Source organism: Edaphosphingomonas fennica (genome assembly GCF_003034225.1).
Lineage (GTDB): Bacteria > Pseudomonadota > Alphaproteobacteria > Sphingomonadales > Sphingomonadaceae > Sphingomonas_E > Sphingomonas_E fennica.
In genome coordinates this window covers 26,625-52,815 of sequence record NZ_PHHF01000043.1, presented here as the reverse complement: position 1 = coordinate 52,815, position 26,191 = coordinate 26,625, and the positions used below count along the sequence as shown (strand labels likewise).

Genomic DNA, 26,191 nt, shown 5'->3' with positions numbered 1-26,191 from the left:
CGTCTGCGCCGCCACCGGCACGCTGCAGGCGCTGGTCGACGAGGCCGAATGGGCATCCCGCCCCGAAGCCGCCCCGCCCCGTGCCCAGCCAGGCACCGGCCGCGAACTCTTCGCCTTCATGCGCCACTCCGCCGACGGCGCCGAACAAGGCGCCTCCGCCATGCTTCACGAGGCCGGACTTTAAACATGCGTATCGTTGCTGTTGACGTTGGGGGCACCCACGCGCGTTTCGCCATCGCGCACCTTCGGGATGACGGGCGCCCCGTGCTGGAGGAAGTGCGCAAATATAAGACGGCCAACCATGCCAGCCTGGCCGATGCCTGGGCCGCCTTCGGCCGCGACAGCGGCGGCGATCTGCCTCGGGCCGCCTGCATCGCCATCGCCGGGCCGGTGGATGGGGAGCTGATCCGCTTCACCAACAATGGCTGGACGCTCCAGCCCGCCACGCTGGGCCGCGATCTCGGGCTGGCCGGCGATCCGCTGCTGATCAACGATTTCGCCGCCATGGCCGCCGCCGTCGCCGTGCTGGAGGATGAGGAGCTCGTCCATATCGGCGGGCCGGAAGGGCCGATGCCGGAAAATGGCGTCACCACCGTGATCGGGCCGGGCACGGGGCTGGGCGTGGCGCAGCTTCTGCGCTGGCAGGGCCGGCGGATCGTGCTGGCGACGGAGGGCGGCCATCTCGATTTCGCGGCGCTCGACGATTTCGAGGAGAAGTTGCTCCGTCGCCTCCGCCAGCGCCATCGCCGCGTTTCCACCGAGCGTGTCGTCTCCGGCCCCGGCCTGGGCGAGATCCACGAGACCCTGGCCTTCGTCGGCGCCCATTCGATCGTGCCGGGCGACGATGCGACACTATGGGCGGCCGCCATCGAAGGCACGGACAAGCTGGCCGCGCAGGCGCTCGATCATTTCATCATGGCCTTCGGATCGGTCGCGGGCGATCTGGCGCTCGCCCATGGCGCCAATGCCGTGGTCGTCACCGGCGGCCTCGCCAACCGCATCCGCGATCGGCTGGCCGGGCCGCTGTTCAACGATCGCTTCCGGGCGAAGGGGCGGTTCGCGCAGCGCATGGCCGAATTCCCCATCCGCCTTGCCGTCCACCCCGATCCCGGCCTGCTGGGCGCCGCCGCCGCCTATCAGGAGGCGAACCGGTAGATATCGCCGGCGGCGGGCGCCGCAGCGCCCGGCTCAGAAATGCAGCCGGGCTTCCACGCCCGCCGTCAGCGGCTCGCCATAGGCCTTCATGTTGGTGGACCAGGGGAAGCTGCCGACGGCATCGATCACATAGGCCTTGTCGGTCAGGTTCCGGCCCCACAGCGCCAGATCGACATTGGCGGAGCCGAGCGGCAGCCGCTTCACCTCCAGCCGCGCGTTCAGCAGGCCATAGGCGCCGATGCGCGCGCCCGGCCGCTCGATATAGGGCGCGGTGGTGACGACCTTGTCCTGCCAGGCATAGTTCAGGATCAGGTGCAGCGGCGCATCGCCGCCGACATAGGCCAGCCGCTGGTCCGCCGTGATGCTGAAGCTGTTCTTCGGCGCGTTGGGGAATTTGAACAGGTCGGTCACGTCCGCGCCGGTCTGCGGATCGATCACCTCGGTATATTTTGCGTTGAGATAGGCATAGCTCAGGTCCAGCCGCAGGCTTTCCATGGGCAGCAGGCTGATATCGGCTTCCATGCCGTAGATGCGCGCGCGGCCGGCATTGAAGCTGGCGACAAACTGCGGCGCGCCCAGCACCGCCAGATCGATCAATATGTCCTTGTAGCGGGAATAGAAGAAGGCGCTGTTGAACTGCAGGCGCCTGTCCCAGCCCTGCCATTTGATCCCGGCTTCGTAGGAGGTGAGGTTTTCCTCGTCGAACCCGCGCTCGAAATCCGCCTTCGTCGCGGCCCCTGTGCCGAAGCCGCCGGCGCGATAGCCGGTGACGATCTTGGCATAGAGGTTGAGGTCGTCGATCGGCTGCCAGGAGATGTTGGCCGAAGGGTTGAACTTGGAGAAATGCCGGTCGCCCTGGCCGATGAAGGCGAAGGGCGGCAACCCCGTATCGGGATCGGGGAGCGTGAAATCCACATTGTCCTTGGTCGCGCGGCGCTGATCCCAGGAATATCGGCCGCCCACCGTCAGCTTCAGCCGGTCGTCGAACGCCCAGGTCGCATTGGCGAACAGCGCCTGCGCCCTGTTCCTGGCGTAGATGTAGCGGTTGCTGATGACGAAGGCGCCGGCGTCATAATCCTCGGTCTGGTCCGCCTGCTCGGAGAAGACGTAGCCGCCGAGGATATATTCCAGCCGGTCGCCGAACGCCGTGCCCAGCAGCTGCAGCTCCTGGCTGAATTGGTGGTGGTCGGTATCCTGCCGGTTGGTGCGGAACAGGGTCGCCACCGGATTGCCGGAGAAATCGGCATAGACGCTGGCGTTGAAATCGCGATAGCCGGTGATCGATTTCACCGTCAGCCCATCCGATGGCTTCCATGTCAGCGTGAAGGCAAGGCCGTCGGTGCGCAGCCGGCTCTGTTCCACCGGTGCCGCGAGCGTCGCCCGCTTCACCCGCTTGGTCGCCACCGGGATGAAGCTGTCATAATAAAAGGGCGGGCCTGCCGCCACGTCCTCGGCCTGATAGTAAAAGGGCGTGTTATGCTCCAGCGAATGGTCGTAGGCGAAGAAGGCGTCCACATTGTCCGACAGGTCGGCCGCCGCCACGAAGCGCACGCCCCAGCGATCATTCTCGCCGAAATCGCGGCCCGCGCCCACATTCTTCACCAGCCCGTCCCGTTCCGCGTAGAGCGCGGTTATGCTGGTGGCGATGCCGCCGAATTCGGGCAGGTCGATCCGCCCCAGCGCCCGGATATAATCCTTGGTGCCGTAACCGAATTCGGCCGTGGCCTTCAGCTCGCCGCTCGGCCGGCGGGTGACGATGTTGATCGCGCCGCCGGTGGTGTTGCGGCCGTATAGCGTGCCCTGCGGCCCGCGCAGCACCTCGACCCGCTCGGCATCGCCGAAGTCGAAGGCGAGGCCGGTGGAGCGCGCGATATAGACGCCGTCGACATAGACGCCCACCGCCGGGTCCTGCGTCACCTGCGCATCGTTGTTGCCGATGCCGCGGATGAACAGGCGGGTGGAAAAGGGCGTCGTCGGATGCTGGCTCAGGCGCAGCGCCGGCACGGTGAAGCCGATATCGGTGAAGCGATCGACATTGAGGTCGGTCAGCCGTTCCGATCCCATCGATACGATGGAGATCGGCACCTCCTGCAGATTCTCCTCCCGCTTCTGCGCGGTGACGACGATATCGGCGAGGCCGCCCGGCGGCGGCGCTTCTTCCTGCGCCTGGGCGATGGCGCAGAATGAGGATGAACAGCCCAGCAAAGCCGCGATAACCCGGATCTTCATTTTTCCCCTCCCTTTTGCCCGGAGGGTCTGGCGCCCCCTCAGGCTGCGATCGATTTCAATATTTCGGCCAGCATCGCTTTCTGGTCGTCCGGCCCCAGCTCGCCGCCATTGGCCAGCGCCGCCACGGCGATGCCGGATACGGCGGCCGAGAGCCGCTGATAGGTGAGCGCAGGGTCCAGATCGGCACGGATCTCCCCCTTTTCCTGACAGGCGCGGACATCGGTGACGCCGCGCTCGGCAAGCTCGCGGCCATGCTCGGCCAGATAGGCCTGCATGTCGGGATCGTTGTGCGCATAGACGTAGAGCGACAGGCGCACGCGCCATTCGTCCGCGCGCTGCTCGTCCGTGGGCAGCACGGCATAGAGGCGGCGGCTGAGCGTGGCGAAGGGATCGTCCGCCTGCGGATCGCCCGGCCGGGGCCGCTCGCGTTCCGCCCGCTCGCCGGAGATCCAGCGCAGCGCGCCGAACATGAGCGAGGCCTTGTCCGGGAAATAATGCTGCACATTGCCCTTGGATCGCCCGCTGAGCGCCGCGACGTTGCGCTGGGACAGGGTTTCCAGCCCGTGGCTGGCGATCCAGCGGACGGCGGCCGCCGCGATGATCCGGCGCTGTTCGTCATGGTCGACAATCTTGGGCATCCGGCACCTCCCCGATTCGACGGGCGGGCTGCGCCGTCGATCCGCTCCTAAACGGCTGATCGGGGGTGATGAAAGACGCCATGTGATTTTTATCATCCATTCGGACGATAAAGTCAATATTTCAATCCAGATGGACGAAAAAGATTCAGGCGGGCGGTAACAGGCGGTTCTGCAGCCGATCGATCGCGGCGCCGTCCAGGCCGCTGCGTTCGAAAAAGACGGGCAGGGGGGCGATGGCGTCGAACGCGGCCTCAAGATAGGCGGGGTCCGCCGCCAGCATGGCATCGACGATCGGGCCGGCCGGCATGTCGAAGGTCGCAAGCCGGGTGCTCATGTCCCACACGCGCTGGCGGGCCGGCCCGCTCAGCATCGCATTGGTGATGGCATAGTCCGCATGGATGGCGGCGCTGTCCGCCCCGATCGCCGCCAGCAGCAGCGCGGAGACGATTCCCGTCCGGTCCTTGCCGGCGGTGCAGAACAGCACGGCCGGCAGCGCATCCTCCCCCGCCAGCAAATGGAGGATGCCGGCGATATCCCGCCCATATGCCTGGACCAGATGGCGATAGGCATTGCCGATCCGTTGCGCGGCGGCGGTATTGTCGATGGCGCCGGCGCCGGTCCCGGCGCCCTGGCCGGGATGAAGCGGGACGGAGACGAGCCGCATCGCGGCCGGGGGCCGGACCGGCATCGCCTCGATTTCCATGGGGCCGCGCAGATCGATGAGGGTGCGGATGCCGATCCGCTCCATCGCTGTCCAGGCATGGCCGTCCAGGCTGGCCAGCTCGCCCGATCGATAGAGCAGGCCGGGCGCGATCAACCCTTCGCCCAGCGGCCGGAAATTGGGGGCGTGGGCCCGGATGGCGGCGAGAAGCGCGTCGGCCTCCGGCTGCGTCACAGTTTCACGCGCCCGCCATGGAGCGGCCCCAGCATGTCCTTCATCAGCGTCTCGCGCCACAGCGCCTCGGCGAGGAATTCCTGCAGCGTCGTGGCGATGTCGCCCTCGGCGATCCGGTCGGCATAGAGCGCGCGCAGCTCATCGCGGTCGCCGCGCGGGCCGGCCGTATCGTCGGCGAGCGCCGCGCGCAGATAGCCGATCAGGCCGATCGCCCCGTCCAGCCGATATTGCACATAGGGATCGTCGATCGCCGGCCGCACGATCGTGCCCAGCACGTCGCGCAGATAATCGAATTCGAAGCCGATCGCGGGACGCGGCCCGGATGCGGGTGGCGTCTCGTCCAGCGTCAGCCCCTCGGCGCGGGCGATCAGCCGGATCAGCGATATCTGGGACAGGCGAAAATATCCATTGGTCAGGCCGAAATCCATGCCGGTATGGCGGCTTTCCAGCGCCAGCGCGATCGGCACGCTGAACCGCGCCATCACCAGGATGGTGGGATAGAGCAGCTCGTCCATCGTCCAGTCTCGGCCCGATGCCGCGCGATAGAGCGACAGCAGCCGCTCCGCGCTCGCCATCGGCTGCACCAGCGATCGGGCCAGCACGCAGCCCAGATCCTCCAGCGGATGGCCGAGATGCGTCATCTCCCAGTCGACCAGCCCGGTCACGCGCTCAGCATCGAACAGGAAGTTGCCGGGGCCGGCATCGCCCTGCACCAGCACGGCGGGACGGTCGTCCGCCGGCAGGCGGTGGCGCAGCCAGCGGAAGGCGAACAGGGTCAGCGGATCGGGATCGGCGACATTGGCGTCGAGCAGCTCCTCCCACATGTCCAGTTCCCGGCGGATCGCCTCGCCGATCGTCAGGCCCGGCGGCAGGTGATTCAGCGCGAGGGAGGCGATGTCCACCGCATGGCATTCCACCAGTGCCTCGGCGAAGGATCGTTCGATGCGGTCGCGATGGGCCTCGTCGGCGATCTCCGCCCAGCGCGCCTCGCCCGGCAGGCAGTGCATCGCCATCGCGGTCGCGCCTTCGTGCCAGCCGATCGTGCGCGGCGCACGGGCGCGCCCGTCCAGCCGGGTCAGCAGCTCATGCTCGCGGCGCAGGTCGAAGGGGGTGCGCGGGGCCGATCCCAGGTCGATCTTCAGGAAGGCGGCGCCGGGCGCGCCATCCAGGTCCACCCGGCAGCTCGTGCGGAAGGCGCCGCCGCTCACCCGCTGGATCGCGGTAATGCCGCTGCCGGTCGTCGCCTCGATCCACGCGCGCAGGCTGGCGTCGAGGGCCTCTTCATCGACGACGCCGGTCACGCCGCGGCTCCCCGTTCGCGGGCGAAGGCGCGATATCCGTCCGGGTGCCAGGTATCCTGCAGCTCGCCATAGGCCGTGGCCTCGCCGAAATTCCATTCGGCGAAGCTGGACCAGTTGAACATGCCCCGCTGCACCTGCACCGCCATGCGGGTGATCGCGCGGCCGCGCGCCTCCAGCCGGCGGCCCCGCCGGTCCGTGGCTTCGATGACGCAGCTTTCAGGTGAAAGATCGTCGCCGCGCGTGATCCGGGCGCTGCCTTCGGCCAGCAGCGAATGCGCGCCGTCGCGGATCAGATAGCCCGAAAGCAGGGAGAAGCTCTCAGGATCGGCGCCGGCATGCGTCACCATCAGGAAGGCGTCGTCCGCGGATGCGGTGGCGTGGAAATAGCCGATATGCATGCCGGTCACGTCGTCGCGGCGCGGCCCCCAGCTCCGGTCGCGCACGCAATGGCAATCCACCGCCAGCGTCTCGCCGCCGGTGCGCACCCAGCCCGTATAGCGGCCCGGCTGATCGATATGGCCCTTGAAGATGCTCTCTTCGGTGGTCGATGCGCTGGTGGCCTCCACGGCCGCCGTGGCTTCGAAGCGGACGTCGAAGGCCAGGCCCGGATGATCGTATCGGATGCGATAGGCGCGGCCGCCCTCGATCACGTCGATGGTCACGCCCTGCGGCATGGCGATCCGGCCGCCCTCGGCCATCGCATCCCAGCCGTCGAAGCGCCGGCTCCAGAGATAGTCGTGGTGCAGCATCGTCCAGGGCAGGGAGCCGCGATCGTCCCAGGCGAACACGCCGCCGCCGCATATCCCAAGGTTCGGGCGGAACCAGGGATAGATGTAAACCGATAGCCGTCGCTCGGGCACGTAGAAGGCGAACCACCAGGATTCGAACCAGCTATCGTCCGTGCCCGACGGGTGGAGCCTGTCCTCTTCGCCCAGAATCGCCACCGCACCCTCCTTTTATCGTCCGTATGGACTAAAAAACATGAGGCGCGAAGGCAAGGGCCAACTTGGCGCGGGCCCGCCCGGCCCGGCGGGATCGCCCACGGCCACGCATTATGCGGCTTCGGAGGGGATTTAACGGTAATTAACTGTCAATCCGTCCTGATCATATTATTATGTGGACTCAAGCAAGAATACCCTCAGGCAAGAATACCCGCAGGGTCGCATCGGGAGGTCGTCGGGTCGGCGGCCTCCCTTTCCCTTTCCGGCCGATCAGTTCGCGCCGCGCTCGGTAAAATCGATCCTGATCCGCACCCAGGCGCCCACCATCGGCCGCCCGCCGATCCGTGGCGGCAGCACGCGGAATTGCCAGGCCGCCTGGCGGATCGCGCGGGCCAGGCCCGAGCCCGGCGGCGCATCCGCGATCTCGCGGCAATCCTCTACGCGATAATTGGGCGCCGTCCGGCAGGCGATCAGGCCCGTGCCCACGCGCGGCGCATTGGCGGGCAGATAATAATTGAGCTCCGCATTGGTCGGCGGGCGATACCATTCGGCATTGTAGAGCCGCTCGCCATTGGGGCCGGAACCCGGCCCGTCGGAGCTGCTGTCCTGCCCGGCACCGCTGCCGGCCGTGCTGGCATCGGCGGTGGCGCGGCCCTCGGTGTGCGACGGCAGCTTGGATATGTCAGACGCCGCGAACTCCTCGGGCGTCAGGATCAGCATCTTGAGCGGGCCGAGCGCCTGGGCCGGCGGCGGCTGGGTGGGCGTCGGCACGGGCACCGCCCTGGGCGCCCGCGATCGTTGCGATGCCGCCTCGGCCGATCTCTTCTTCTCGGCCGCCTTCGACGGCGTGGAGGAGGTGGATGTATCCGGCAGCAATTCCACCGTCAGCGGCTTCGTGGGCTCGGTCGGCTCCGACGGCGGCATGGCCGCGATGCGGATCAGCATCACAACCAGCAGCACGTTGGCCGCGATCGCCACGAAAAGGGCGCCGGCCCGGCGGTGGAGCGGCGCCTCGTTTCGATAGGATGAAGGCTGATAGGACGCCGGGGGCATTGGCCGTTCGCCTACAGGAGCCGGATGCCAGCCGCAATCGGGCCTGTCGCCGTGACCGCGCGCCTCAGGCGTCCTCGAATTCCTCGGGCAGCAGCTCGGTATCCACCTGCGCCTGCATCGCCGGCGGATAGCGGCGGCCGGCGACCGCGCCGGGGGTGAAGATGGCATCCACCGCCGCCAGCGCGGCGGGATCGATGGCGATGCCCGCTGCGGCCACATCCTCCTCCAGATGGGCGATGCTGCGGGTGCCGGGTATGGGCACGATATTCTCGCCGCGCGCCAGCACCCAGCCGATCGCAAGCTGGGCGGGCGTGCGTCCGGCCGCTTGCGCCACGGCGCGGAACCGATCGAACAGCGCCAGATTGTGCGAAAGCTGCGGTTCCAGGAACCGGGGCATCACCGCCCGGATGTCGCTGCCCGAATAGCGATCGTCGCGGACCGCCCCTGCCAGGAAGCCGCGCGCGACCGGCGAGAAGGCGACGAAGCCGATCCCCAGTTCGCGGCACGCATCCAGCACCGCCACTTCGGGGTTGCGCACCCAGGGCGAATATTCGGTCTGGATCGCGGCGATCGGATGGACGGCATGCGCCCGGCGGATGGTGGCGGCGGACATTTCCGAAAGGCCGATCGCACCGATCTTGCCGGCTTCCTTCGCGCGGACCAGGGCGCCGACCGAATCCTCGATCGGCACGTTCCGGTCCAGCCGGTGGAGATAATAAAGGTCGATATGGTCGGTGCCGAGCCGGGCCAGCGCCCCATCCAGCGTGGATGCGACCGCTTCCGGCCGCCCGTCCAGCCCGCGCTTGCCGTCATGGACGCCCAGCCCGCACTTGCTGGCCAGCGTGAATTCGTGTCGGCGATGCATCACCGCCTTGCCGATCAGCCGTTCGTTCGCGCCGTCGCCATAGATGGCGGCGGTGTCGAGGAAGGTCACGCCCAGGTCCAGCGCCCGGTTCAGCAGCCGCGCCGCATCCTCCTCCGCCGGAAAAGGTTCGTAGCCGTGGCTCAGGTTCATGCAGCCCAGGCCGATGGCGGAAACGGTGAAGGGGCCGATGCGGCGTGTGGGAAGCGTCATGGGCGGGGGTCCATCCTCAGAAGCTGTAGACCAATGTGGCGCGGGTCAGCGTGTCCACGGGATCGCGGCCCGCCGGCGCATCGCGTTCATATTGCACGTTATAGGATATCCGCGTCTTCAGCGGGCCGAACAGCTTGGTGTCCAGAGCCAACGTGGTGCTGGCGTTGGTGTTGCCCGCTTCCATGAACAGGGCCGCATCCTGCGTCAGGCTGGCGGTCGGCGCGATCTGCCAGCGCAGCGCCACGGATGCGCGGCCCGCCACGGTCGTCTTGTCAGGCTCCTCGATATAGTTGCTGTATCGCACCGCCGGGCCGCCTTCCAGGTCCACCTTCAGCTTGGGGCCGGTGAACAGCGTGTAGCCGATCCCGCCGCCCAGCGTGTAGCGGCTGTCATAGCCGAGGAACCGGTCATGCTCATATTGGGCAAGGCCATAGGCGTAGAGCCTGTCATCGAACTTGAAATTCGGCTGGTAGGCGGCGATCACGCGTTCGGTGGTGGTGACGTTGTTGGTTTCCTGCACGTCGGCGCGCGCGTTGAAGCGATGGCGCACCTGCAGCCCCTCGCGCTCGCCCTTGGCGGCGAGGTAGAGGCCCAGCGATCGGGTGTTGCCGGTGGACCGGGCGGCGCCGATCTCCACTTCGCCCCCCCAATTATCGAAGAAGCTGGCGGATTTGATCCGTTCCTGCCGCTGCCGTTCGGCCAGCGCCTTCTTGTCGGCCTGATCCTTGTCGAAACCGTCCTTCAGCCCTTCGGCCTGGCGCGCCCCCCACGGGGTGGCCTGCTTGGCGAGCTTCGTCACCGTCGTCACCGCCTGGGCGTCGCCGCTGGCGATCGCCGCGTCCAGCATGGCGCGCACCGCTGGCGGAAGCTCGGTCGGGCGGGCGACGTCGATCCGGGGCAGGGGCAGGGGCCGCTGGGGCGCCGGCGGGATATCCAGGATCGGCGCCAGCGGCTCGGGCGCCGGCTCCATGGGATCGGCGGCCATCACGGGCGGGTGGGGCGCGATCAGCGGTGGCTGGCCGGCCTGGGCAAGCAATACAAAAGCGAGAACAGGGGTCATCGCGGTCCTTCCATCGGGCCGTGAAGCGTCACGATAATGTCAAAGGTGGTCGGCGAATTCTTCTAGCACATCTTCATAGAGACGGCGCTTGAACGGCACGATGATGCGCGGCAGCTCGGCCGGTTCCGCCCACCGCCAGCCGCGAAATTCGGGTTCGGCGGTTTCCAGGTTCACGTCGGCGTCGGTGCCGAGGAAACGCGCGAGGAACCAGTGCTGGCGCTGGCCACGATATTTGCCCTTCCACACCTTGCCCACCAGATCCTCCGGCAGGTCGTAGAACAGGGTGCGCCGGGCGCGGGCGATCACCCGCACCAGATCGGGGCGGATGCCGGTTTCCTCCTCCAACTCGCGCAGCATGCCGGCCTCGGGGTCCTCGCCCTCCTCCAGCCCGCCCTGCGGCATCTGCCAGGCCTCGGCGGCATTATCGATCCTGAGCGCCACGAACACCTTATTGTCCCCGTTCAGCAGCATCACCGCCGCCGCATCGCGATAGGGGAGGTCGTTTTCCTTCACGCCGCTTTCTCCAGCATCGCGCGCCCTGCTTCCGCCTCGGCGACGATCGCCGCCAGCGCCGCGAGGCAGCCGGCGAGGTCGTCTTGCGAGGAAGGGATGGCCCTGCGCATGTTCATGAACCCGTGGATATTGCCCCTGGCCTCGCGATAGACGGTCGGCACACCCGCCTGCACCAGCGCCGCCGCATAGGCCCGGCCGGAATCGCGCAGCGGATCGAGCCCCGCCGTCACCACCAGCGTCGGTGGCGTGCCGGCATGGTCGGCCTTGATCGGGGAGGCGCGCCAGTGCGCCAGATCGGCGCCATAGCTTTCGTGGAACCAGGTCAGCAGCGCGGAATCCAGATAATAGCCGTCGCTGAAGTCGCGGTAGGAATAATATCGGCCGCCGGGGTCCGCCGCCGGATAGATCGGCCACTGCGCCAGCACCGGCACGGCGGCGGGCGCGTCGCGCAGCGCCAGCGTGGTCACGATCGTCAGCGTGCCGCCGGCGCTGTCGCCGGCTAGCACCAGCCCGGTGGCGATCCGGCCGGTTTCGGGCGGGTTGGCGGCGATCCACCGGGCGGCCGCCTCGGCATCGTCGGGGGCGGCGGGCCAGGGATGCTCGGGCGCCAGCCGGTAATCCACCGCGATCACCGGCATGTCGAGCGCGCGGGCGATCTCCGCGCACAGCGGATCATGGCTGTCCAGGCTTCCCAGCACGAAGCCGCCGCCGTGGAAGAAGATCATCAGCGGTCCCGGCGCGCGCGTCGCCCGCGCGTCATACAGGCGGGCGGGGATATCCGCGCCATGCGGGCCGGGGATGGCGAAATCCCGCTTCACCGCCAGTTCGCCCACGGGCAGGTCGATCAGGTCGCGCCCCGTCTTCATCAGCTCGCGCGCGTCGGCCGGCGCCATCTCGTGCAGCCTGGGGATGGGGGCGGTGGCGATATAGTCCAGCATCGCCCGCACGTCGGGCCGCACCGGCGGCCGCTCGGGCACGCGGTCCGCTTTCGCCGGGCGACGGGCGGGGGGAACGGATGGCCCTGTCATGCGCGCGCTATCTCCTTCGGCTGGCTGGTTTCGCCCGGTTTAGCGGCGGCGGCGGCCCCGGTCGAGCCGGTCGGCGCCTTTGCCGCGCCCGCCCTGGACTGCCCCGCCTGAACCCCGGATGAGCCATGTTGATGGCTTTATCGCAGGATTCCGTCTTCTTTTGCTACTTTACCGGCTCCGTTCCCGCGTTCAGCGTGCGTCTTAAGAGCATAAGGGGCCATGGCAACCGGCGCTGGCAAGCGGGTGCGACGGGGACTATGGTGAAAGACAGGAGAGAGGTGGCGCCGCCCCGCATCGGGGCTATGATGGCGCCTGCGTGCCGCTGCGACATGCGTGGCGGCCTTGGATATTTTCGCGTCGAAGGCCCGGATGACCGGGAACGAGGAAGGCAACGACAAATATCGAGGTGACCTGGGCATGGCGACTGCCGTTCACGAACTTACCCCCAAGGAAGCAAACGCCCATCCGCCGGCCGAAGCGATCGTGGTTCGCTTTGCGGGGGACAGCGGCGACGGGATGCAGCTGACGGGTGGTCAGTTCACCTTGTCGACCGCGCTGGCGGGGAACGATCTCGCGACGTTCCCGGATTTCCCGGCGGAGATACGGGCGCCGCAGGGCACGTTGTTCGGGGTGTCGGCCTTCCAGATCAATTTCGGATCGACGGCGATCGAGACGGCGGGCGACGCGCCGGACGTGCTGATCGCGATGAACCCGGCTGCGCTCAAGAGCAATGTCGGCGCGCTCAAGCCCGGCGGCCTGATCATCGCCGACGAGGGCGAGTTCGGTGTCCGCAACCTCGCCAAGGCCGGTTACGAGGCATCGCCGCTGGAAGACGGCAGCCTCGCCCGCTGGCAGGTGCTCAGCTTCAACATCTCGCAGCTCACCCTCGATGCCGTGAAGCCCTTCGGCCTCGGCAACAAGGAGGCGCTGCGCTGCAAGAACATGTGGACGCTGGGCCTCGCGCTCTGGATGTTCGATCGCGATCGCGAGCCGCTGATCCAGTGGCTGAAGGAGAAGTTCGCCAAGGCGCCGACGCTGGCGGAGGCGAACATCGCCGCGCTCAATGCCGGCCACGCCTTTGGCGAGACGGCGGAGATTTCCGGCCCGCTCAAGCAGCACCATATCGCCGCGGCTCCGGCCGAACCCGGCCTCTACCGCACGATCACCGGCGCGGAATCGATCTCGCTGGGCCTCGTCGCGGGCGCGCAGCTCGCGGGCGTGAAGATGTTCTTCGGCGGCTATCCGATCACGCCGGCCTCCGCGATCCTGCACCATCTGTCGCGGTTGAAGGAATATGAGGTCACGACCTTCCAGGCGGAGGACGAGATCGCGGCCATCGCGGCGGCGATCGGCGCATCCTATGCCGGCCAGCTCGGCGTCACCTCCTCCTCCGGCCCCGGCATCGCGCTGAAGGGCGAGGCGATGGGCCTGGCGGTGATGACGGAGCTGCCGCTGGTCATCGTCAACTCGCAGCGCGGCGGCCCTTCCACCGGGCTTCCCACCAAGACGGAGCAGTCCGATCTCTATCAGGCGGTCTATGGCCGCAACGGCGATGCGCCGCTGCCGGTGATCGCCGCGCGCTCGCCCGCCGACGCCTTCGATTGCGCGATCGAGGCGGTGCGCATCGCCACCCAGTTCATGACGCCGGTGATCCTGCTGACCGACGGCTATATCGCCAATGCGGCGGAGCCGTGGAAGGTGCCGGACATGAGCGGCTACGCGCCCTTCCCGGTGCAGTATCTGGAAAGCGTGCCCGAAGGCGGCTTCAAGCCCTATGGCCGGGACGAAAAGCTCGCCCGCCCGTGGGTGAAGCCCGGCACGCCCGGCCTGATCCACCGCATCGGCGGGATCGAGAAGGCGGTCGACACCGGCCATATCGATTATGCCCCCGCCAACCACCAGGCGATGACGGACCTGCGCAGGGCCAAGGTGGACGGCGTCGCCGATCATATTCCCGAACAGGAGGTCACGCTGGGCGAGGCGAAGGGCCGGCTGGTGCTGGTCGGCTGGGGTTCCACCTTCGGGCCGATCCATCAGGCGGTGCGGCGCCAGCGGGCCAAGGGCCGGGACGTCCACCACGTCCATATCCGCCATATCTGGCCGCTGCCGCGCAACCTGGGCGATCTGCTCAAGGGATATGACAAGATCATCGTGCCGGAGATGAACACCGGCCAGCTCAAGACGGTGCTGCGCGACCAGTATCTGGTCGATGCCCGCCCGCTCAATAAGGTATCCGGCCAGCCCTTCCGCATCGCCGAGATCGAAGCCGCCATCGAGGAGGCGCTCGCATGAACGAGATGACCAGTATCCCCACCAGCCCCAAGGATTGGGAAACCGATCAGGAAGTGCGCTGGTGCCCCGGCTGCGGCGACTATGCGATCCTGAAGGCGGTGCAGCGGACCATGCCGGAACTGGGCGTGCGGCCGGAAAATACCGTGTTCGTGTCCGGCATCGGCTGCTCGTCGCGCTTCCCTTATTATATGGAGACCTACGGCTTCCACACCATCCACGGCCGCGCGCCGGCGGTGGCGACGGGCGTGAAGCTGGCGAACCCGGAACTCGACGTGTGGATCATCACCGGCGACGGCGATGCGCTGTCGATCGGCGGCAATCACACGATGCACCTGCTGCGGCGCAATCTCGACTGCCAGGTCCTGCTGTTCAACAACGAGATATATGGCCTCACCAAGGGCCAATATTCGCCGACCAGCCGGGTGGGCACGCGATCGCCCTCGACGCCGTTCGGATCGGTGGACCGGCCGGCCAGCCCCTGCAGCTTCGCGCTGGGATCGGGCGCGCGCTTCGTGGCGCGGGGCATCGATACCCACAAGAACCTGCCCGCCGTGCTCAAGGCCGCGCATGCCCACAAGGGCGCGAGCTTCGTGGAAATCTACCAGAACTGCATCGTCTATAATGACGGCGTGTTCGATCCCTTCACCGAGAAGAAGGCCGCGCCCGAAAGCCAGATCTGGGTGGAACATGGCGAACCCGTGCTGTTCGCCGGCGGCGCGAAGGGGCTGGCGATGGACGGCGAGGCGCTGCGCCTGCGCATCGTGGATGTCGTGGATGGGGACTGGAAGGGCGCGGGCGTGATCGTCCACGATCAGACCAATCACGGCCTGGCCCAGATGTTGATCGATTTCGCGCCGGGCGAAGGCGGCCCGGTGGTGCTGGGCGTGATCTACAACCACCCGCGCCCCACCTTCGAACGGGCGGTGGTGGAGCAGAACGCCGCCGCCGCCGCCGGCAAGGCGCGCGATCTCCAGAAGCTGATCTCCAAGGGCCAGACCTGGCAGGTGGAAAAGCAGCCCCATACAATGTGATCGGACGCGCGGGGCGGCGCGCGCGCGGCGCGCTCGTCCGCCGCCGCCGCGCTCCTTGCGCGATGTCGATTCCATACAAGAAGCATCGTTGCGCACATGGCATGATCGCCGGGCCTAAATCCTCATCCGCCAAGGATTTGCCTCATGCCGATCACCGCCACGCCCACCCCGGGGAAGACCTTGCTCTCCCCGGGCGATCACACGTTGATCCTGATCGATCACCAGTCGCAGATGGCCTTCGCCACCCATTCGATCGACGCGACGACGCTGCGCACCAACACTGCGCTGGTCGCCCATGCGGCCGCCGGCTTCAAGGTTTCCACGATTCTCACCACCGTCGCCGAGAAGAGCTTTTCCGGCCCGATCTTCGATGAGATCAAGGAGGCGCTGCCCGACGTGGAAGTGACGGATCGCACCTCGATGAACACGTGGGAGGATGCGAACGTCATCAAGCGGGTCAATGCGATCGGCAAGGACCGGCTGGTGTTCGGCGGGCTGTGGACCTCGGTGTGCATCGTCGGCCCGACCCTGTCGGCGATCGACCAGGGTTATGAGGTCTATGTGATCTCCGACGCCTGTGGCGACGTTTCCGACGAAGCGCACGAACGCGCGATGGAACGGATGATCCAGGCCGGCGTGCGGCCGATGACGTCGCTGCAATATCTGCTCGAGCTGCAGCGCGATTGGGCGCGGACCGGAACCTACGACATGACCACCGGCATCGCCCGCAAATATGGCGGCGCCTACGGCCTCGGCATCATCTACGCCAAGACGATGTTCGGCGCTTCCGAAGGCGGGCACTGAAACCGGGGCGGGGCGGCCTTTCCCGTGCCGGAAGGCCGCCCGGTCCATATCGGGGGTCGCGCCCATGAAACCCTATCTGATCTCGCTCGCCGTCGGCCTTGTCGTGGGCATATTATACGGCGCGCTCAACGTGCGATCGCCCGCGCCGCCGGTCATTGCCCTGATCGGGCTGTTCGGCATGCTCCTAGGCGAGCAGATCGTGCCCATCGCCAAACGGCTGATCGCGGGCCGCCCGGTCGCCTCCTATGTGCGGACGAGCTGTGCCGAACAGGTGCTGGGGACGATGCCGGGCGGCGGGGACGATGAGGCGCGCGATCCCCCGCATGATCCACCGCACGGGGCCGCCTGAACGAACCGCATATCAGGGAAGGATCGGATGATGACCTATCTTCAGGCGATCACGATTTTCCACACCGCCATCAGCTTCGTCGCCATCGCGGCCGGCTTCGTCGCGGTCGCCGGCCTCTTTCGCGGCGGCGCCTATCGCGCATGGACCAGCCTGTTCCTGGTGACGGCCATCGCCACCAGCGTCACCGGCTTCTTCTTTCCGTTCAACGGCGTCACGCCCGCGATAGTCACCGGCGTGGTGGCGCTCATCGTCCTGGCCTTCGTTCTCCTCGCCTATCGCCGCTTCCGCCTCGTCGGCGCATGGCGCTGGATCTACGCCGCCGGCATGGTCGCCAGCCTCTACCTGCTGGTGTTCGTCGGCGTGGTGCAGGCGTTTCTCAAGGTGCCGTCGCTCCACAGCCTCGCGCCCACGGGGGCGGAACGTCCCTTCCAGCTCACCCAGCTCGCCGTGCTCCTGCTCTTCGTCCTGATCGGGCTGATGGCGGCGATCCGCTATCGGCCGGTGCCGGTTGCCGTGCCGGTGCGGCGGGAGCCTTCGAGGTGAGCGATCTCGACCGCCGCACGACGCTGGCGGGCGGCGCCGCCGCGCTTCTCGCATCATCGCTTCACGGTGCGCCCCTGGCTGCCCGTTCCCGCGCTTCCGGGAGGAAAACCATGTCCGACCTTATCGTCACCAATGCGAAGATCACCACCCTGGATCGCGCCAACCCGCAGGCGGATACCGTGCTGATCCGGGACGGGCGCTTCGCCGCCGTGGGCAGTGCCGCGGATGTGCGCGCGGCTGCGGCACCGGACGCGGCGGTGATCGATGCCGGCGGGCGCCGGGCGATACCCGGCCTGATCGACAGCCACATGCACATCATCCGTGGCGGGCTGAATTACAATTTGGAGCTGCGCTGGGACGGCGTGCCGAGCCTGGCCGAGGCGATGCGGATGCTGAAGCGGCAGGTGGACAATACGCCCGCCCCCCAATGGGTGCGCGTGGTCGGCGGCTTCACCGAGCATCAGTTCGCCGAAAAGCGGCTGCCGACGATCGACGAGCTGAACGCCGTCGCCCCGGATACGCCGGTGTTCATCCTCCACCTTTACGATCGCGCGCTGCTCAACGCGGCGGCGCTCAGGGTGGTGGGCTATACCAGGGATACGCCCAACCCACCGGGGGGCGAGATCGTGCACGACGCCGCCGGCAATCCGACGGGGCTGCTGCTGGCCCAGCCCAATGCGACGATCCTCTACGCGACGCTGGCCAAGGGGCCGAAGCTGCCGCCCGAATATCAGGTCAACTCCACCCGCCATTTCATGCGCGAGATGAACCGGCTGGGGGTGACCGGCGTGATCGACGCGGGCGGCGGATACCAGAATTACCCGGAAGATTATGCGATCATCGAGAAGCTGCATGCGGACGGCGAGCTGACGCTGCGCATCAGCTACAACCTCTTCACCCAGAAGCCGAAGGAGGAGCTGGCCGATTTCGCGGGCTGGGCGAAAACGGTGAAGCCGGGGCAGGGGGACGACAGCTATCGCCATAACGGCGCCGGCGAGATGCTGGTCTATTCGGCCGCGGATTTCGAGGATTTCCGCGTCGCCCGGCCGGATATGCCGCCCAATATGGAAGGCGACCTGGAGCCCGTCATCCGTCTGCTGGTCGAAAATCGCTGGCCGTGGCGGCTCCACGCCACTTACGATGAGACGATCAGCCGCGCACTCGATGTGTTCGAGAAGGTCCATCGCGACATTCCGTTCGACGGCCTCCACTGGTTCTTCGACCATGCCGAGACGATCAGCGACCGCAATATCGATCGCATCGCGGCGCTTGGCGGCGGCATCGCCGTGCAGCACCGCATGGCCTATCAGGGCGAATATTTCGTCGAGCGCTACGGCGCCAGGGCGGCGGAGCGGACGCCGCCGATCAGGCGGATGATGGCGGCGGGCCTGCCGGTGGGCGGCGGCACCGATGCGACGCGGGTGGCGAGCTACAATCCGTGGGTCTCGCTTTCCTGGCTGGTGACGTCGAAGACGGTGGGCGGGCTCCGGCTCTATCCGCCCGCCAACCGGCTCGACCGCGAAACCGCGCTCCGGCTGTGGACGGAAGCGAATAGCTGGTTCTCCAACGAGCAGGGCAAAAAGGGGCAGGTGAAGGCCGGTCAGCTCGCCGATCTCGTGCTGCTGAGCGATGATTATTTCAGCGTGCCGGAGGATGGGATCGCCCATATCGAATCCGTCCTGACATTGCTGGGGGGCGAGGTGGTGCACGGCGCCGGCGAATATCGCGATCTCGCGCCGCCCCTGCCGAAGCCGATGCCGGACTGGTCGCCGGTCGCCACCTTCGGCGGCTATTATCGCCGTCCCGAACAGGCGGCGAAGCTGGCGTCGGCCTGCGGTTGCGCCAGCACCTGCAATGTCCATGGCCATGATCATGCCGCTGCCCTCGCCGCCGATATCCCCACAGCGGATGTCCAGACCTTCTGGGGCACGCTCGGCTGCGGTTGCTGGGCGGTCTGATGGCGGCGCCCGCTCCCATCGCCGGGCTGCTCGCCAGCCGCTGGTTCACCACGCTCGCCTGCACGCTGCTCACCTTGCCTTACTGGATGAGCGGCATCGCCAAGCTGTTCGATCTGCCCGGCGCGCTGGGCGAAGCGCGCCATTTCGGGCTGAAGCCGGCCGGGCTGGTCGTCGCGGCCACCATCCTCGTCCAGGTCGGCGCGTCCCTGCTGCTGGTCGCCGGGCGCTGGGTGTGGCTCGCGGCCGGCGCGCTCGGCGTGTTCACGGTCATCGCCACCCTGATCGGCCATCCCTTCTGGACGGTCGCCGATCCCGTCGCCCGCTTCCACGATCGCAACAGCTTTTTAGAACATATCGGCCTGGTCGGCGGCTTCATGCTGGCCGCGATCCTCGCCGAACGCGGGCGCGCGGCACGATGAGCGGGCAGGCCAGGGAGGAAGGCGGCCGGCCGCTCGGCTATCCCATGTTCCGGGCGCTGTGGATCGCCACGGTCGTCTCCAATGTCGGCACGTGGATGCACGATGTCGGCGCCGGCTGGCTGATGACGTCGCTGTCGGCGGAGCCGCTGATGGTCGCCCTCGTCCAGGCCGCGACGACGCTGCCGATGTTCCTCTTCGCGCTGCCGGGCGGGGCGCTCGCCGATATCGTCGATCGCCGCCGCCTGCTGATCTGCGCCCAGCTATGGATGCTGATCGCGGCCGGGCTGCTCGCGGCGATCACCTTCGCGGGGCTCACCACGCCCGCCCTGCTGCTCGCCTTCACCTTTGCGCTCGCGACCGGGGCGGCGCTCAGCGCGCCTGCTTTCCAGGCGATCGTGCCCGAACTGGTGCCGCGCCCCGCGCTTGCCGATGCCGTCGCGCTCAACAGCCTGGGGGTGAACATCGCCCGCGCCATCGGCCCGGCGCTGGGCGGGGTCATCATCGCCATGGCCGGGCCGCCGGCGGTGTTCGCGCTCAATGCCGTGTCGGTGCTGGGCGTGCTGGGGGTGTTGTTCGCATGGAAACGGGAAGCCCAGGCCGCGACGCTGCCCGCCGAACGTTTCTTCGGCGCGCTCCGGGCGGGCGGGCGCTATGCCCGCCAGTCGCCGGAGTTGCAGACGGTGCTGGTCCGCTGCCTGGGTTTCTTTCCCTTCGCCAGCGCGCTCTGGGCCTTCCTGCCGATCATCGCCCGGCGCGAGCTGGGGCTTGGCCCGACCGGCTATGGCGGCCTGCTGGGCTTCATGGGCGCGGGCGCGATCGCGGGCGCGCTGCTGCTGCCGCGCCTGCGCCGGCTGATCCCATCCAACCAGCTGACGGTGCTGGCGGCGATCCTGTTCGCCATCGCCATGCTCGGGCTGGCGAAGACGGGCAGCTTCGCGGTCGGTTGCCTGGTGATGGCGATCGCCGGTCTCGCCTGGATCGCCATGCTCTCCGCGCTCAATGTCGCGGCGCAGATGGCGGTGCCGGCCTGGGTGAAGGCCCGCGCGCTCGCCGTCTATCTCGTGGTCTTCCAGGGAGCGATGGCGGCAGGCAGCACCTTCTGGGGCTGGCTGGCGGGGCGCATCGGCATTCCGCTCGCGCTGGTCATCGCCGCTGCCGGGCTGGTGGTGGCGCTGCTGCTGGCGCTGCGCTGGCGGATCGGAGGCGAGAGCCGCGATCTCGCGCCCTCCTCGCACTGGCCGGCGCCAATCGTCGCCGAGGACCCCGCGCCCGATCGCGGGCCGGTGATGGTGACGGTGGAATATCGGATCGATCCGGCGCGCAAGGCTGAATTCGTGCGGGCCATGCAGGAGATGCGCCGCATTCGCCGGCGGGACGGGGCGCTCAACTGGTGCCTGAACGAGGATGCGGCCCAGCCCGGCACCATGCTCGAAAGCTTCGTCCTCGAAAGCTGGCTGGAACATCTCCGCCAGCATGAACGGGTGACACAGGCGGACCGGCTCGATCAGGCGGCCGTCAACCAGTTCCACATCGGCACAGACCCGCCGCTCGTCCGCCACCTGCTGGCGCCATGAGGCGGGAAGGCGCCGCCCACGGGTGAAAGGCCATGGCGCGGCGACTGGGCCTGAAAGAAGCTTGCTTCCGGTAAAGGGCGTGGGCGGGGCCGTCCATCGAACGCCCCGCCAGCTGCCGCAGCCTTCCCCGAGGGGAAGGAACTGACGACGCTTACTTCCGCGCGGTCAGCAGCAGGTCCAGCGTGCCCGTGCCGCTGCCCGCCTTTTCCAGCTTCGGATAGCGCAGGCCGCCATTCCATTCGATGGCGATGTCGCGGAAACGGTCGCCGGACTGGACGAGCAGGCGGATCGGTTCCTTGCCGCCCTTGGCCGCGCGGATCGCTTCTTTCAGGCGGTCGTCGGAATAGGCCATGCCGTCCACCGCCAGGATCTTGCTGCCGATGGCGAGGCCGGCGTTGAAGGCCGGGCCGTCCCAGATCACCTGGGTGATCTCGCCGCCCTTGCTGGTCAGCCCGATCGAATAGCTGAGGTCGATCGCCTTCGACGTGCGTTCCTGGTCCTTGATGAAGGGCGTCGGCTCGTCGACATAGGCGAGGCGATAGCCGCCGTTGACAAAGCCGTTGAGCGGCGCGCCCTTGGCCTTCTCACCCAGCCGGGTCGTCAGGAAGGCATCCCAGTCATAGGGCACGATCGAATTCAGCGCCGCCACCACGTCCTTGAACTCGAACGTGTCGATGCCCCAGTCGCCATCCTTCTGGCCGAAGAAGGCGCGGGCGAAATCGTCCATCGACTTGCGGCCGCCCGATTGCGCGCGCAGCAGGCTGTCCACCTCCAGCCACACCAGCATGCCTTCGTTGTAATAATCCTCGGATCGCTGGAAGCTCACCCAGCCCTTGGGCGAACGCGCGGTGATGACCGGATCGTTGGTGGTGTCCTGCAGCGCCCGCCAGTCGCGGCCGCGGCGGATATCCAGGTTGGCAGCGATGGCGGCCAGCGCGTCCAGCGTCTCCTGCTTGGTGAACAGGCCCGAACGCGCGCCCAGCACATAGCCCCAGAACTGCGTCTGCCCTTCATAGACCCACAGCAGGTCGTCGTTCATCGGCGTGTTGAAATCGGGCGTCCAGTTGCCGGCAGGCCGGCGGAACTTGCCGTTCCAGCTATGGGTGAATTCATGGGGCAGCAGGTTGCGGCGGCCGGGGCCCTTGTTCCATTCCGTGAAATATTCCGGGTTCACGCCGTTTTCGGAGCTGCGATGATGCTCCAGGCCGATGCCGCCCATCTTGTCGGTCAGCGCCAGCAGGAATTCGTAATTGTCATAATGCTGGGCGCCGAACAGCTTCACCGCCTGATCCACCAGCTTGCGGTGCGCCTCGATCTGCTCGGGCTTGGCTTCCAGGAATTTGGCCTCGTCCGCGACGATGTTCAGCCGCACGCGCGGCGAAAGCCGTTCCTGGCGGAAATATTTGCCGGCGAAGACCGGGGAGTCGACCAGCGTCTCATAATCCGTCGTCTCGTAGCGGTAGGTCGATCCCGTCGCGGTGGAAGGCAGGCCGGATGCGGCCTTCCAGCCATCGGGATAGGTCACGGTCGCCGAAATCGGGATGCGGCGGGTGAAATAGCCGGCGGGGTAGAGCGAAACCTGCTCCCACTGGATGTTCATCATCGCCGGGGTGATGGTGATGCGGCCCTGGGGCTTGTCCGTGGCGCCCAGGAACTCGAAGCTCACGTCCAGCTGGCTCGTGCCCTGGGGCACGTCGATGTGGAAGGCGTAGACGTCCAGATTGTCGCGCCGCCAGGGCAGCACCTTGCCGCCGGCCATGATCTTCAGGCCGGCCAGCTTCTCGATCTCGCCGCGCGGGCCGTGCTTGCCGGGCAGCCATTTCGGGAAAAGCAGCGTCATCGGCCCGGCTTCCGCCACGGGGATTGCCTGCTTCACGCGCAATATGGCGCGATCGATATCGGTCGCGTCCACGTTCAGCACCATCGTGCCCGGATAGGCCACGTCCTTGGGCGCGGGGATGGTGTCGGTCAGGTAAGCCGGCTCGGGTGCGCTCCGCTCGATCGCGGCGGCGGGGGCAACAAGGGCGGTGGTCGCCGCCAGCACCAGCGGCAGCATCTTCAGCTTGGAATACATGTCTTGGCTAAGTCCCGATATTATCGATGGATCAGCGGTCGACCGCGGGCGTCGCGGCCGCCGGCGTCACCTTGGGGGCAGGAGCGAAGGGCTTGATGCCGAACTTGGGATAGACCTCGCTCGGATAGTAGAACACGCCATCCTTCACCACCATGCCGATGGTCTTGATCGCCTTCAGGTCTTTGGTCGGATCGCCGGGGATCAGGAAGAAATCGGCCAGCTTGCCCTTTTCGATCGATCCCAGCCGCTGGTCCTGCCCAAGATAATGGGCCATGTCCCAGGTGGCGCGCCTGACGATCTGGGCCGGCGTCATGCCCGCGCGCTGGAACAGCTCCAGCTCGCGATGATAGGTGAAGGCGCCGCCCGTGTCGGTGCCGGGGATCAGCATCACGCCGCGATCGTTCAATATTCTCACGGTGGCAATGATCTTCTCGAACGCCGCGCGATAGGCCTTGTCGTCGCCCGGCGCGGAGGTATCGACCCACGCCTTGCGCGTGCTGCGCTGGTAGCCGATCGGCATGTGATCGATATAGTCGACGGCGCCCGGCGGCACCTGGCCGTCGCGGTTGAGCGTCAACTGCTCGTGGATGCCCAGCGTCACGTCGATCGGCAGCTTCTTGCTGGTGATCAGGCCGATGGTGTGCTGCACCGGCGCGCTGTTGAGATCGAGCGTCTCCAGCCGCTTCAGCGCCGTCAGCCGCAGCAGCGATCGCGTATCCTCGCCCGGCTTCAGCACCCAGCCCAGCATGAACTGGTTGATGTGGGTCATCTCGTCATAGCCGGCTTCCATCATCGCATCGGCGGTGGAGAAAGCGGGGACATGCCCGGCGACGCGCAGGCCCAGACGATGCGCCTCGGCCACGACGGCGGGCACCCAATCCGGGTTCATGCTGTTATAGACCTTGATCTGCCAGAAACCGCGCGCGGCATACCAGCGCACCGCATCCACGGCCTGCGCCTCATTCTCCACCACGATGCCGTTATTGGCGCTGAACTTGGTGCGCCCTTCCAGGAAGCCGCTGCGCACTACGCGCGGGCCGGCGATCACGCCGCCTTCGATCCGGTCGATCAGCTTGTCCAGCACGGCATTGTCGTTGCCCATGTCGCGGACGGAGGTGATGCCGGCGATCAGGTTCAGCAGCGCATCGTCCTGGCCGATATGGGCATGCATTTCGTACATGCCGGCCACCAGCGTGCCGCCGGCGCCGTCGATCGTCACCTCGCCGGGAGTGGCGGGGCTATCGGCCGGCTCGACGGCGGCGATCTCGCGCCCGTTCACCACCACGGCCACCGGCGCGGTCAGGGTCAGCGTCTTGGGATCGTAGAGGCGGACATTGGTGATGCGCACCGGCGCGCCATAATGGTGCGCCACCTCCTTCTGCATCGCGACATAGCGATCGGTGGACCATTTGGCGGCCAGCCCGCGCAGGCGCTTCTCCTCGCCTTCATATCCTTCGCGGATGATGATGAATTCGGGCGTGACATAGCCGAACATGCCGCCGTCGCCGTCGATCAGCACGGTATCGGGGTTGAGGTCGATCCCGCCCACCTCATAAGCGGTGACGGCGACGGTGCCCGCCGTGCCGGCGATCTGCAGCGCCTCGCCCTTCTCCAGCCGCAGCGTGCCGCCCGGCAGCGCCGGCATGGCATGGTCCGCATCCTTCAGCAGCGCGCGGGCATAGAGGCCGAGCGCCCAGGGGCTCGCGCCCTGCGCCACATAGATGCCGGGCTCCTTCAGCGTCGCCTTGCCGGTGCCGGTGGAATCGGTCCAGGTCGCGCGGTTGCCGTTCAGCGCGAAGCTCTCGCTCACCTTGCTGCCGAAGGTGGTGGTGCCGTTCACCGTCCAGGCGACGGGCAGGCCGGCGGCGTTGGTGCGCACGGTTTCGGCCATGGTCGGCCCGCGGCCATTATTCTTATAATCGAAATCGATCTTCGTGGTGTCGCCATCGGTGTCGGCATTGAGGTGGCCGACATTACGGCCGCCGAAGATCACGGTGAACCGCTCCGTCGCGGCCGACGCCGCCGATGGAGTCAGGATGGAGGGGGCGAAAGCGGCGGAAAGGCACAGGGCCATGCGGATGGATCGTTTCATGGGCCGTTGATAGACCATGAAGAGCGCCGGAAATAAAGGGCTGGGGGCCGTTAAAAGTCCGCGCGTTACCGATACTTCTTACGCGCCCGCATAGAGCAGCCGCCCCCGGCCGAGCGCCGCCAGCACCGCATCGATATCGGCGGGCGATACCACGAAGCAGCCGTTGCTGCGGCCCAGCTTGCCCTGCCGCGCCAGCACATCGGGGCCGACATAGGGGGCGGAATGGAGCACGATCGCCCGATCCATCGCATTGTCGTTGGTGGGATCGAGCCCGATCAGCCGGCGCGACAGGCCGTGATCGCCCTGATAGGCCTCCCCGATCAGATAGGCCCCGCGCGAACTGGCCTCCGAGCCCTCCATGTTGGAAAACATCCTGAGCCGCCCTTCGAAGGCCGGATCGGAACCCCTTCCATGCGCCACCAGGAAGGATCGGCTGGTGCCGGCGAGCAGGTTGACGATGTGGAAGCGCGGCACGTTCGACGGCTGGCCGTAATCGACCACGCCGATCACGTCGCGGGACCATATCCGCCGTTCGTGCCGGGCCAGCGCCGCCATCACCTCGGCGCGCAGCTCCAGCCGGATGTTCCTGCCGATGCTCCACAGGCCCGGCACGTTCTGGGCGAGCGCGCGGGAAGGCGCAGCCGCCAGCGCCGCGAGGCCGCAGGCGGCGCCCAGCACTTCGCGGCGCGAAAGCGGCAAGGCGGCATCCATGGCGCCATCCTAGCGCGAATTCGCCCGTCCCGGAATTCCGGCCGTTGCGCGACCCGCCCCGCGATGGCAGGTCGGTCGCCATGGCCTTCCTGATCTACATCGGCGCCGCGCTGGCGGAAATCGGCGGCTGCTTCGCCTTCTGGGCCTGGCTGCGCATGGATCGCCCCGCCTGGTGGCTCGTCCCCGGCATCGCCTCGCTCTGCCTGTTCGCCTGGCTGCTTACGCTGGTGGAGGCCGATCATGCCGGCCGCGCCTATGCGGCCTATGGCGGCATCTACATCGTCTCGGCGATCGGCTGGATGTGGCTGGTGGAAGGCGCGCGGCCGGATCGGTGGGATCTGCTCGGCGGATTCGTCTGCCTCGCGGGCGCGGCGGTGATTCTGGGTGGCCCGCGCGCCTGATCCGGCCCTTGGGAAACCGGCTAAGCAGTAGCGTCCGGGCCGGATATTTGCCATG

23 protein-coding genes and 1 pseudogene are annotated in these 26,191 nt (G+C 67.5%); 11 read left to right on the top strand and 13 right to left on the bottom strand.

Annotated features, from left to right (window positions below; translation table 11 throughout):
* A pseudogene (locus CV103_RS10435) lies at positions 1-184 on the top strand (phosphogluconate dehydratase); the annotation flags it as partial.
* A gap of 2 nt (positions 185-186) precedes the next feature.
* On the top strand, positions 187-1,155 hold the full coding sequence (locus CV103_RS10430) for a glucokinase (protein ID WP_070933538.1): 969 nt from the start codon (positions 187-189) through the stop codon (positions 1,153-1,155).
* A 33-nt stretch (positions 1,156-1,188) separates the two neighbouring features.
* On the opposite strand, the gene CV103_RS10425 is transcribed toward CV103_RS10430, so the two are convergent.
* The 10 genes from CV103_RS10425 to CV103_RS10380 form a co-directional block, all read right to left on the bottom strand.
* On the bottom strand, positions 1,189-3,384 hold the full coding sequence (locus CV103_RS10425; protein ID WP_107394871.1) for a TonB-dependent receptor: 2,196 nt from the start codon (positions 3,382-3,384) through the stop codon (positions 1,189-1,191).
* 38 nt (positions 3,385-3,422) lie between these two features.
* Positions 3,423-4,022, bottom strand: coding sequence for a TetR/AcrR family transcriptional regulator (locus CV103_RS10420; protein ID WP_107394870.1), 600 nt, complete (start codon positions 4,020-4,022; stop codon positions 3,423-3,425).
* 145 nt (positions 4,023-4,167) lie between these two features.
* The gene (locus CV103_RS10415; protein WP_170112609.1) at positions 4,168-4,917 is read right to left on the bottom strand and encodes a tyrosine-protein phosphatase; all 750 of its coding nucleotides are present in this window, start codon (positions 4,915-4,917) and stop codon (positions 4,168-4,170) included.
* On the bottom strand, positions 4,914-6,218 hold the full coding sequence (locus CV103_RS10410) for a phosphotransferase family protein (RefSeq protein WP_107394869.1): 1,305 nt from the start codon (positions 6,216-6,218) through the stop codon (positions 4,914-4,916). Before CV103_RS10410 ends, CV103_RS10415 begins: the two co-directional genes overlap by 4 nt.
* Positions 6,215-7,162 (bottom strand): DUF7065 domain-containing protein, encoded by a 948-nt coding sequence (locus tag CV103_RS10405; RefSeq protein WP_107394868.1) that lies wholly within the window; start codon positions 7,160-7,162, stop codon positions 6,215-6,217. Before CV103_RS10405 ends, CV103_RS10410 begins: the two co-directional genes overlap by 4 nt.
* A 267-nt stretch (positions 7,163-7,429) precedes the next feature.
* Positions 7,430-8,212 carry a hypothetical protein gene (locus CV103_RS10400; RefSeq protein ID WP_107394867.1) on the bottom strand — a complete coding sequence of 261 codons (783 nt, stop codon included), beginning with the start codon at positions 8,210-8,212 and terminating at the stop codon, positions 7,430-7,432.
* A gap of 64 nt (positions 8,213-8,276) precedes the next feature.
* A complete protein-coding gene (locus tag CV103_RS10395) occupies positions 8,277-9,287 on the bottom strand; it encodes an aldo/keto reductase (protein ID WP_107394866.1) in 1,011 nt (336 codons plus the stop codon).
* A gap of 16 nt (positions 9,288-9,303) precedes the next feature.
* Positions 9,304-10,347 carry a DUF481 domain-containing protein gene (locus tag CV103_RS10390; RefSeq protein WP_107394865.1) on the bottom strand — a complete coding sequence of 348 codons (1,044 nt, stop codon included), beginning with the start codon at positions 10,345-10,347 and terminating at the stop codon, positions 9,304-9,306.
* Between the two features lie 39 nt (positions 10,348-10,386).
* Positions 10,387-10,860 carry an RNA pyrophosphohydrolase gene (locus tag CV103_RS10385; protein WP_107394864.1) on the bottom strand — a complete coding sequence of 158 codons (474 nt, stop codon included), beginning with the start codon at positions 10,858-10,860 and terminating at the stop codon, positions 10,387-10,389.
* On the bottom strand, positions 10,857-11,837 hold the full coding sequence (locus CV103_RS10380; RefSeq protein ID WP_107394863.1) for an alpha/beta hydrolase: 981 nt from the start codon (positions 11,835-11,837) through the stop codon (positions 10,857-10,859). The genes CV103_RS10385 and CV103_RS10380 overlap by 4 nt, the downstream gene beginning before the upstream one ends.
* Positions 11,838-12,305: 468 nt before the next feature.
* On the opposite strand from CV103_RS10380, the gene CV103_RS10375 reads away from it, so the two are divergent.
* From CV103_RS10375 to CV103_RS10340, 8 genes are all read left to right on the top strand, one after another.
* Positions 12,306-14,180 (top strand): 2-oxoacid:acceptor oxidoreductase subunit alpha, encoded by a 1,875-nt coding sequence (locus tag CV103_RS10375; RefSeq protein ID WP_107394879.1) that lies wholly within the window; start codon positions 12,306-12,308, stop codon positions 14,178-14,180.
* The gene (locus tag CV103_RS10370; protein WP_107394862.1) at positions 14,177-15,211 is read left to right on the top strand and encodes a 2-oxoacid:ferredoxin oxidoreductase subunit beta; all 1,035 of its coding nucleotides are present in this window, start codon (positions 14,177-14,179) and stop codon (positions 15,209-15,211) included. The genes CV103_RS10375 and CV103_RS10370 overlap by 4 nt, the downstream gene beginning before the upstream one ends.
* Positions 15,212-15,355: 144 nt before the next feature.
* Entirely contained in the window at positions 15,356-16,015 is a 660-nt protein-coding gene (locus CV103_RS10365) for a hydrolase (RefSeq protein WP_015460029.1), read from the top strand.
* A 64-nt stretch (positions 16,016-16,079) separates the two neighbouring features.
* Positions 16,080-16,364 carry a XapX domain-containing protein gene (locus CV103_RS10360; protein WP_107394861.1) on the top strand — a complete coding sequence of 95 codons (285 nt, stop codon included), beginning with the start codon at positions 16,080-16,082 and terminating at the stop codon, positions 16,362-16,364.
* A 27-nt stretch (positions 16,365-16,391) separates the two neighbouring features.
* Positions 16,392-16,907, top strand: a complete 516-nt coding sequence (locus CV103_RS10355) for a hypothetical protein (RefSeq protein WP_107394860.1) — start codon at positions 16,392-16,394, stop codon at positions 16,905-16,907.
* Between the two features lie 110 nt (positions 16,908-17,017).
* Complete coding sequence (locus CV103_RS10350; protein WP_107394878.1) at positions 17,018-18,865, top strand: amidohydrolase; 1,848 nt, start codon at positions 17,018-17,020, stop codon at positions 18,863-18,865.
* Positions 18,865-19,284 (top strand): DoxX family protein, encoded by a 420-nt coding sequence (locus tag CV103_RS10345; protein ID WP_107394877.1) that lies wholly within the window; start codon positions 18,865-18,867, stop codon positions 19,282-19,284. The genes CV103_RS10350 and CV103_RS10345 overlap by 1 nt, the downstream gene beginning before the upstream one ends.
* Complete coding sequence (locus CV103_RS10340) at positions 19,281-20,858, top strand: MFS transporter (protein ID WP_107394859.1); 1,578 nt, start codon at positions 19,281-19,283, stop codon at positions 20,856-20,858. Before CV103_RS10345 ends, CV103_RS10340 begins: the two co-directional genes overlap by 4 nt.
* 151 nt (positions 20,859-21,009) lie before the next feature.
* Here the strand turns inward: CV103_RS10340 and CV103_RS10335 are convergent, their stop codons facing one another.
* The 3 genes from CV103_RS10335 to CV103_RS10325 form a co-directional block, all read right to left on the bottom strand.
* On the bottom strand, positions 21,010-22,932 hold the full coding sequence (locus CV103_RS10335; RefSeq protein WP_211314377.1) for a M61 family metallopeptidase: 1,923 nt from the start codon (positions 22,930-22,932) through the stop codon (positions 21,010-21,012).
* 31 nt (positions 22,933-22,963) lie between these two features.
* Entirely contained in the window at positions 22,964-25,024 is a 2,061-nt protein-coding gene (locus CV103_RS10330) for an amidohydrolase family protein (protein ID WP_245896762.1), read from the bottom strand.
* A gap of 78 nt (positions 25,025-25,102) precedes the next feature.
* On the bottom strand, positions 25,103-25,735 hold the full coding sequence (locus CV103_RS10325; protein WP_070933549.1) for a murein L,D-transpeptidase catalytic domain family protein: 633 nt from the start codon (positions 25,733-25,735) through the stop codon (positions 25,103-25,105).
* Between the two features lie 80 nt (positions 25,736-25,815).
* On the opposite strand from CV103_RS10325, the gene CV103_RS10320 reads away from it, so the two are divergent.
* Positions 25,816-26,136: a YnfA family protein gene (locus CV103_RS10320; RefSeq protein WP_107394874.1), complete on the top strand. Its 321-nt coding sequence runs from the start codon at positions 25,816-25,818 to the stop codon at positions 26,134-26,136.
* The last annotated feature ends 55 nt before the right edge of the window (positions 26,137-26,191 follow it).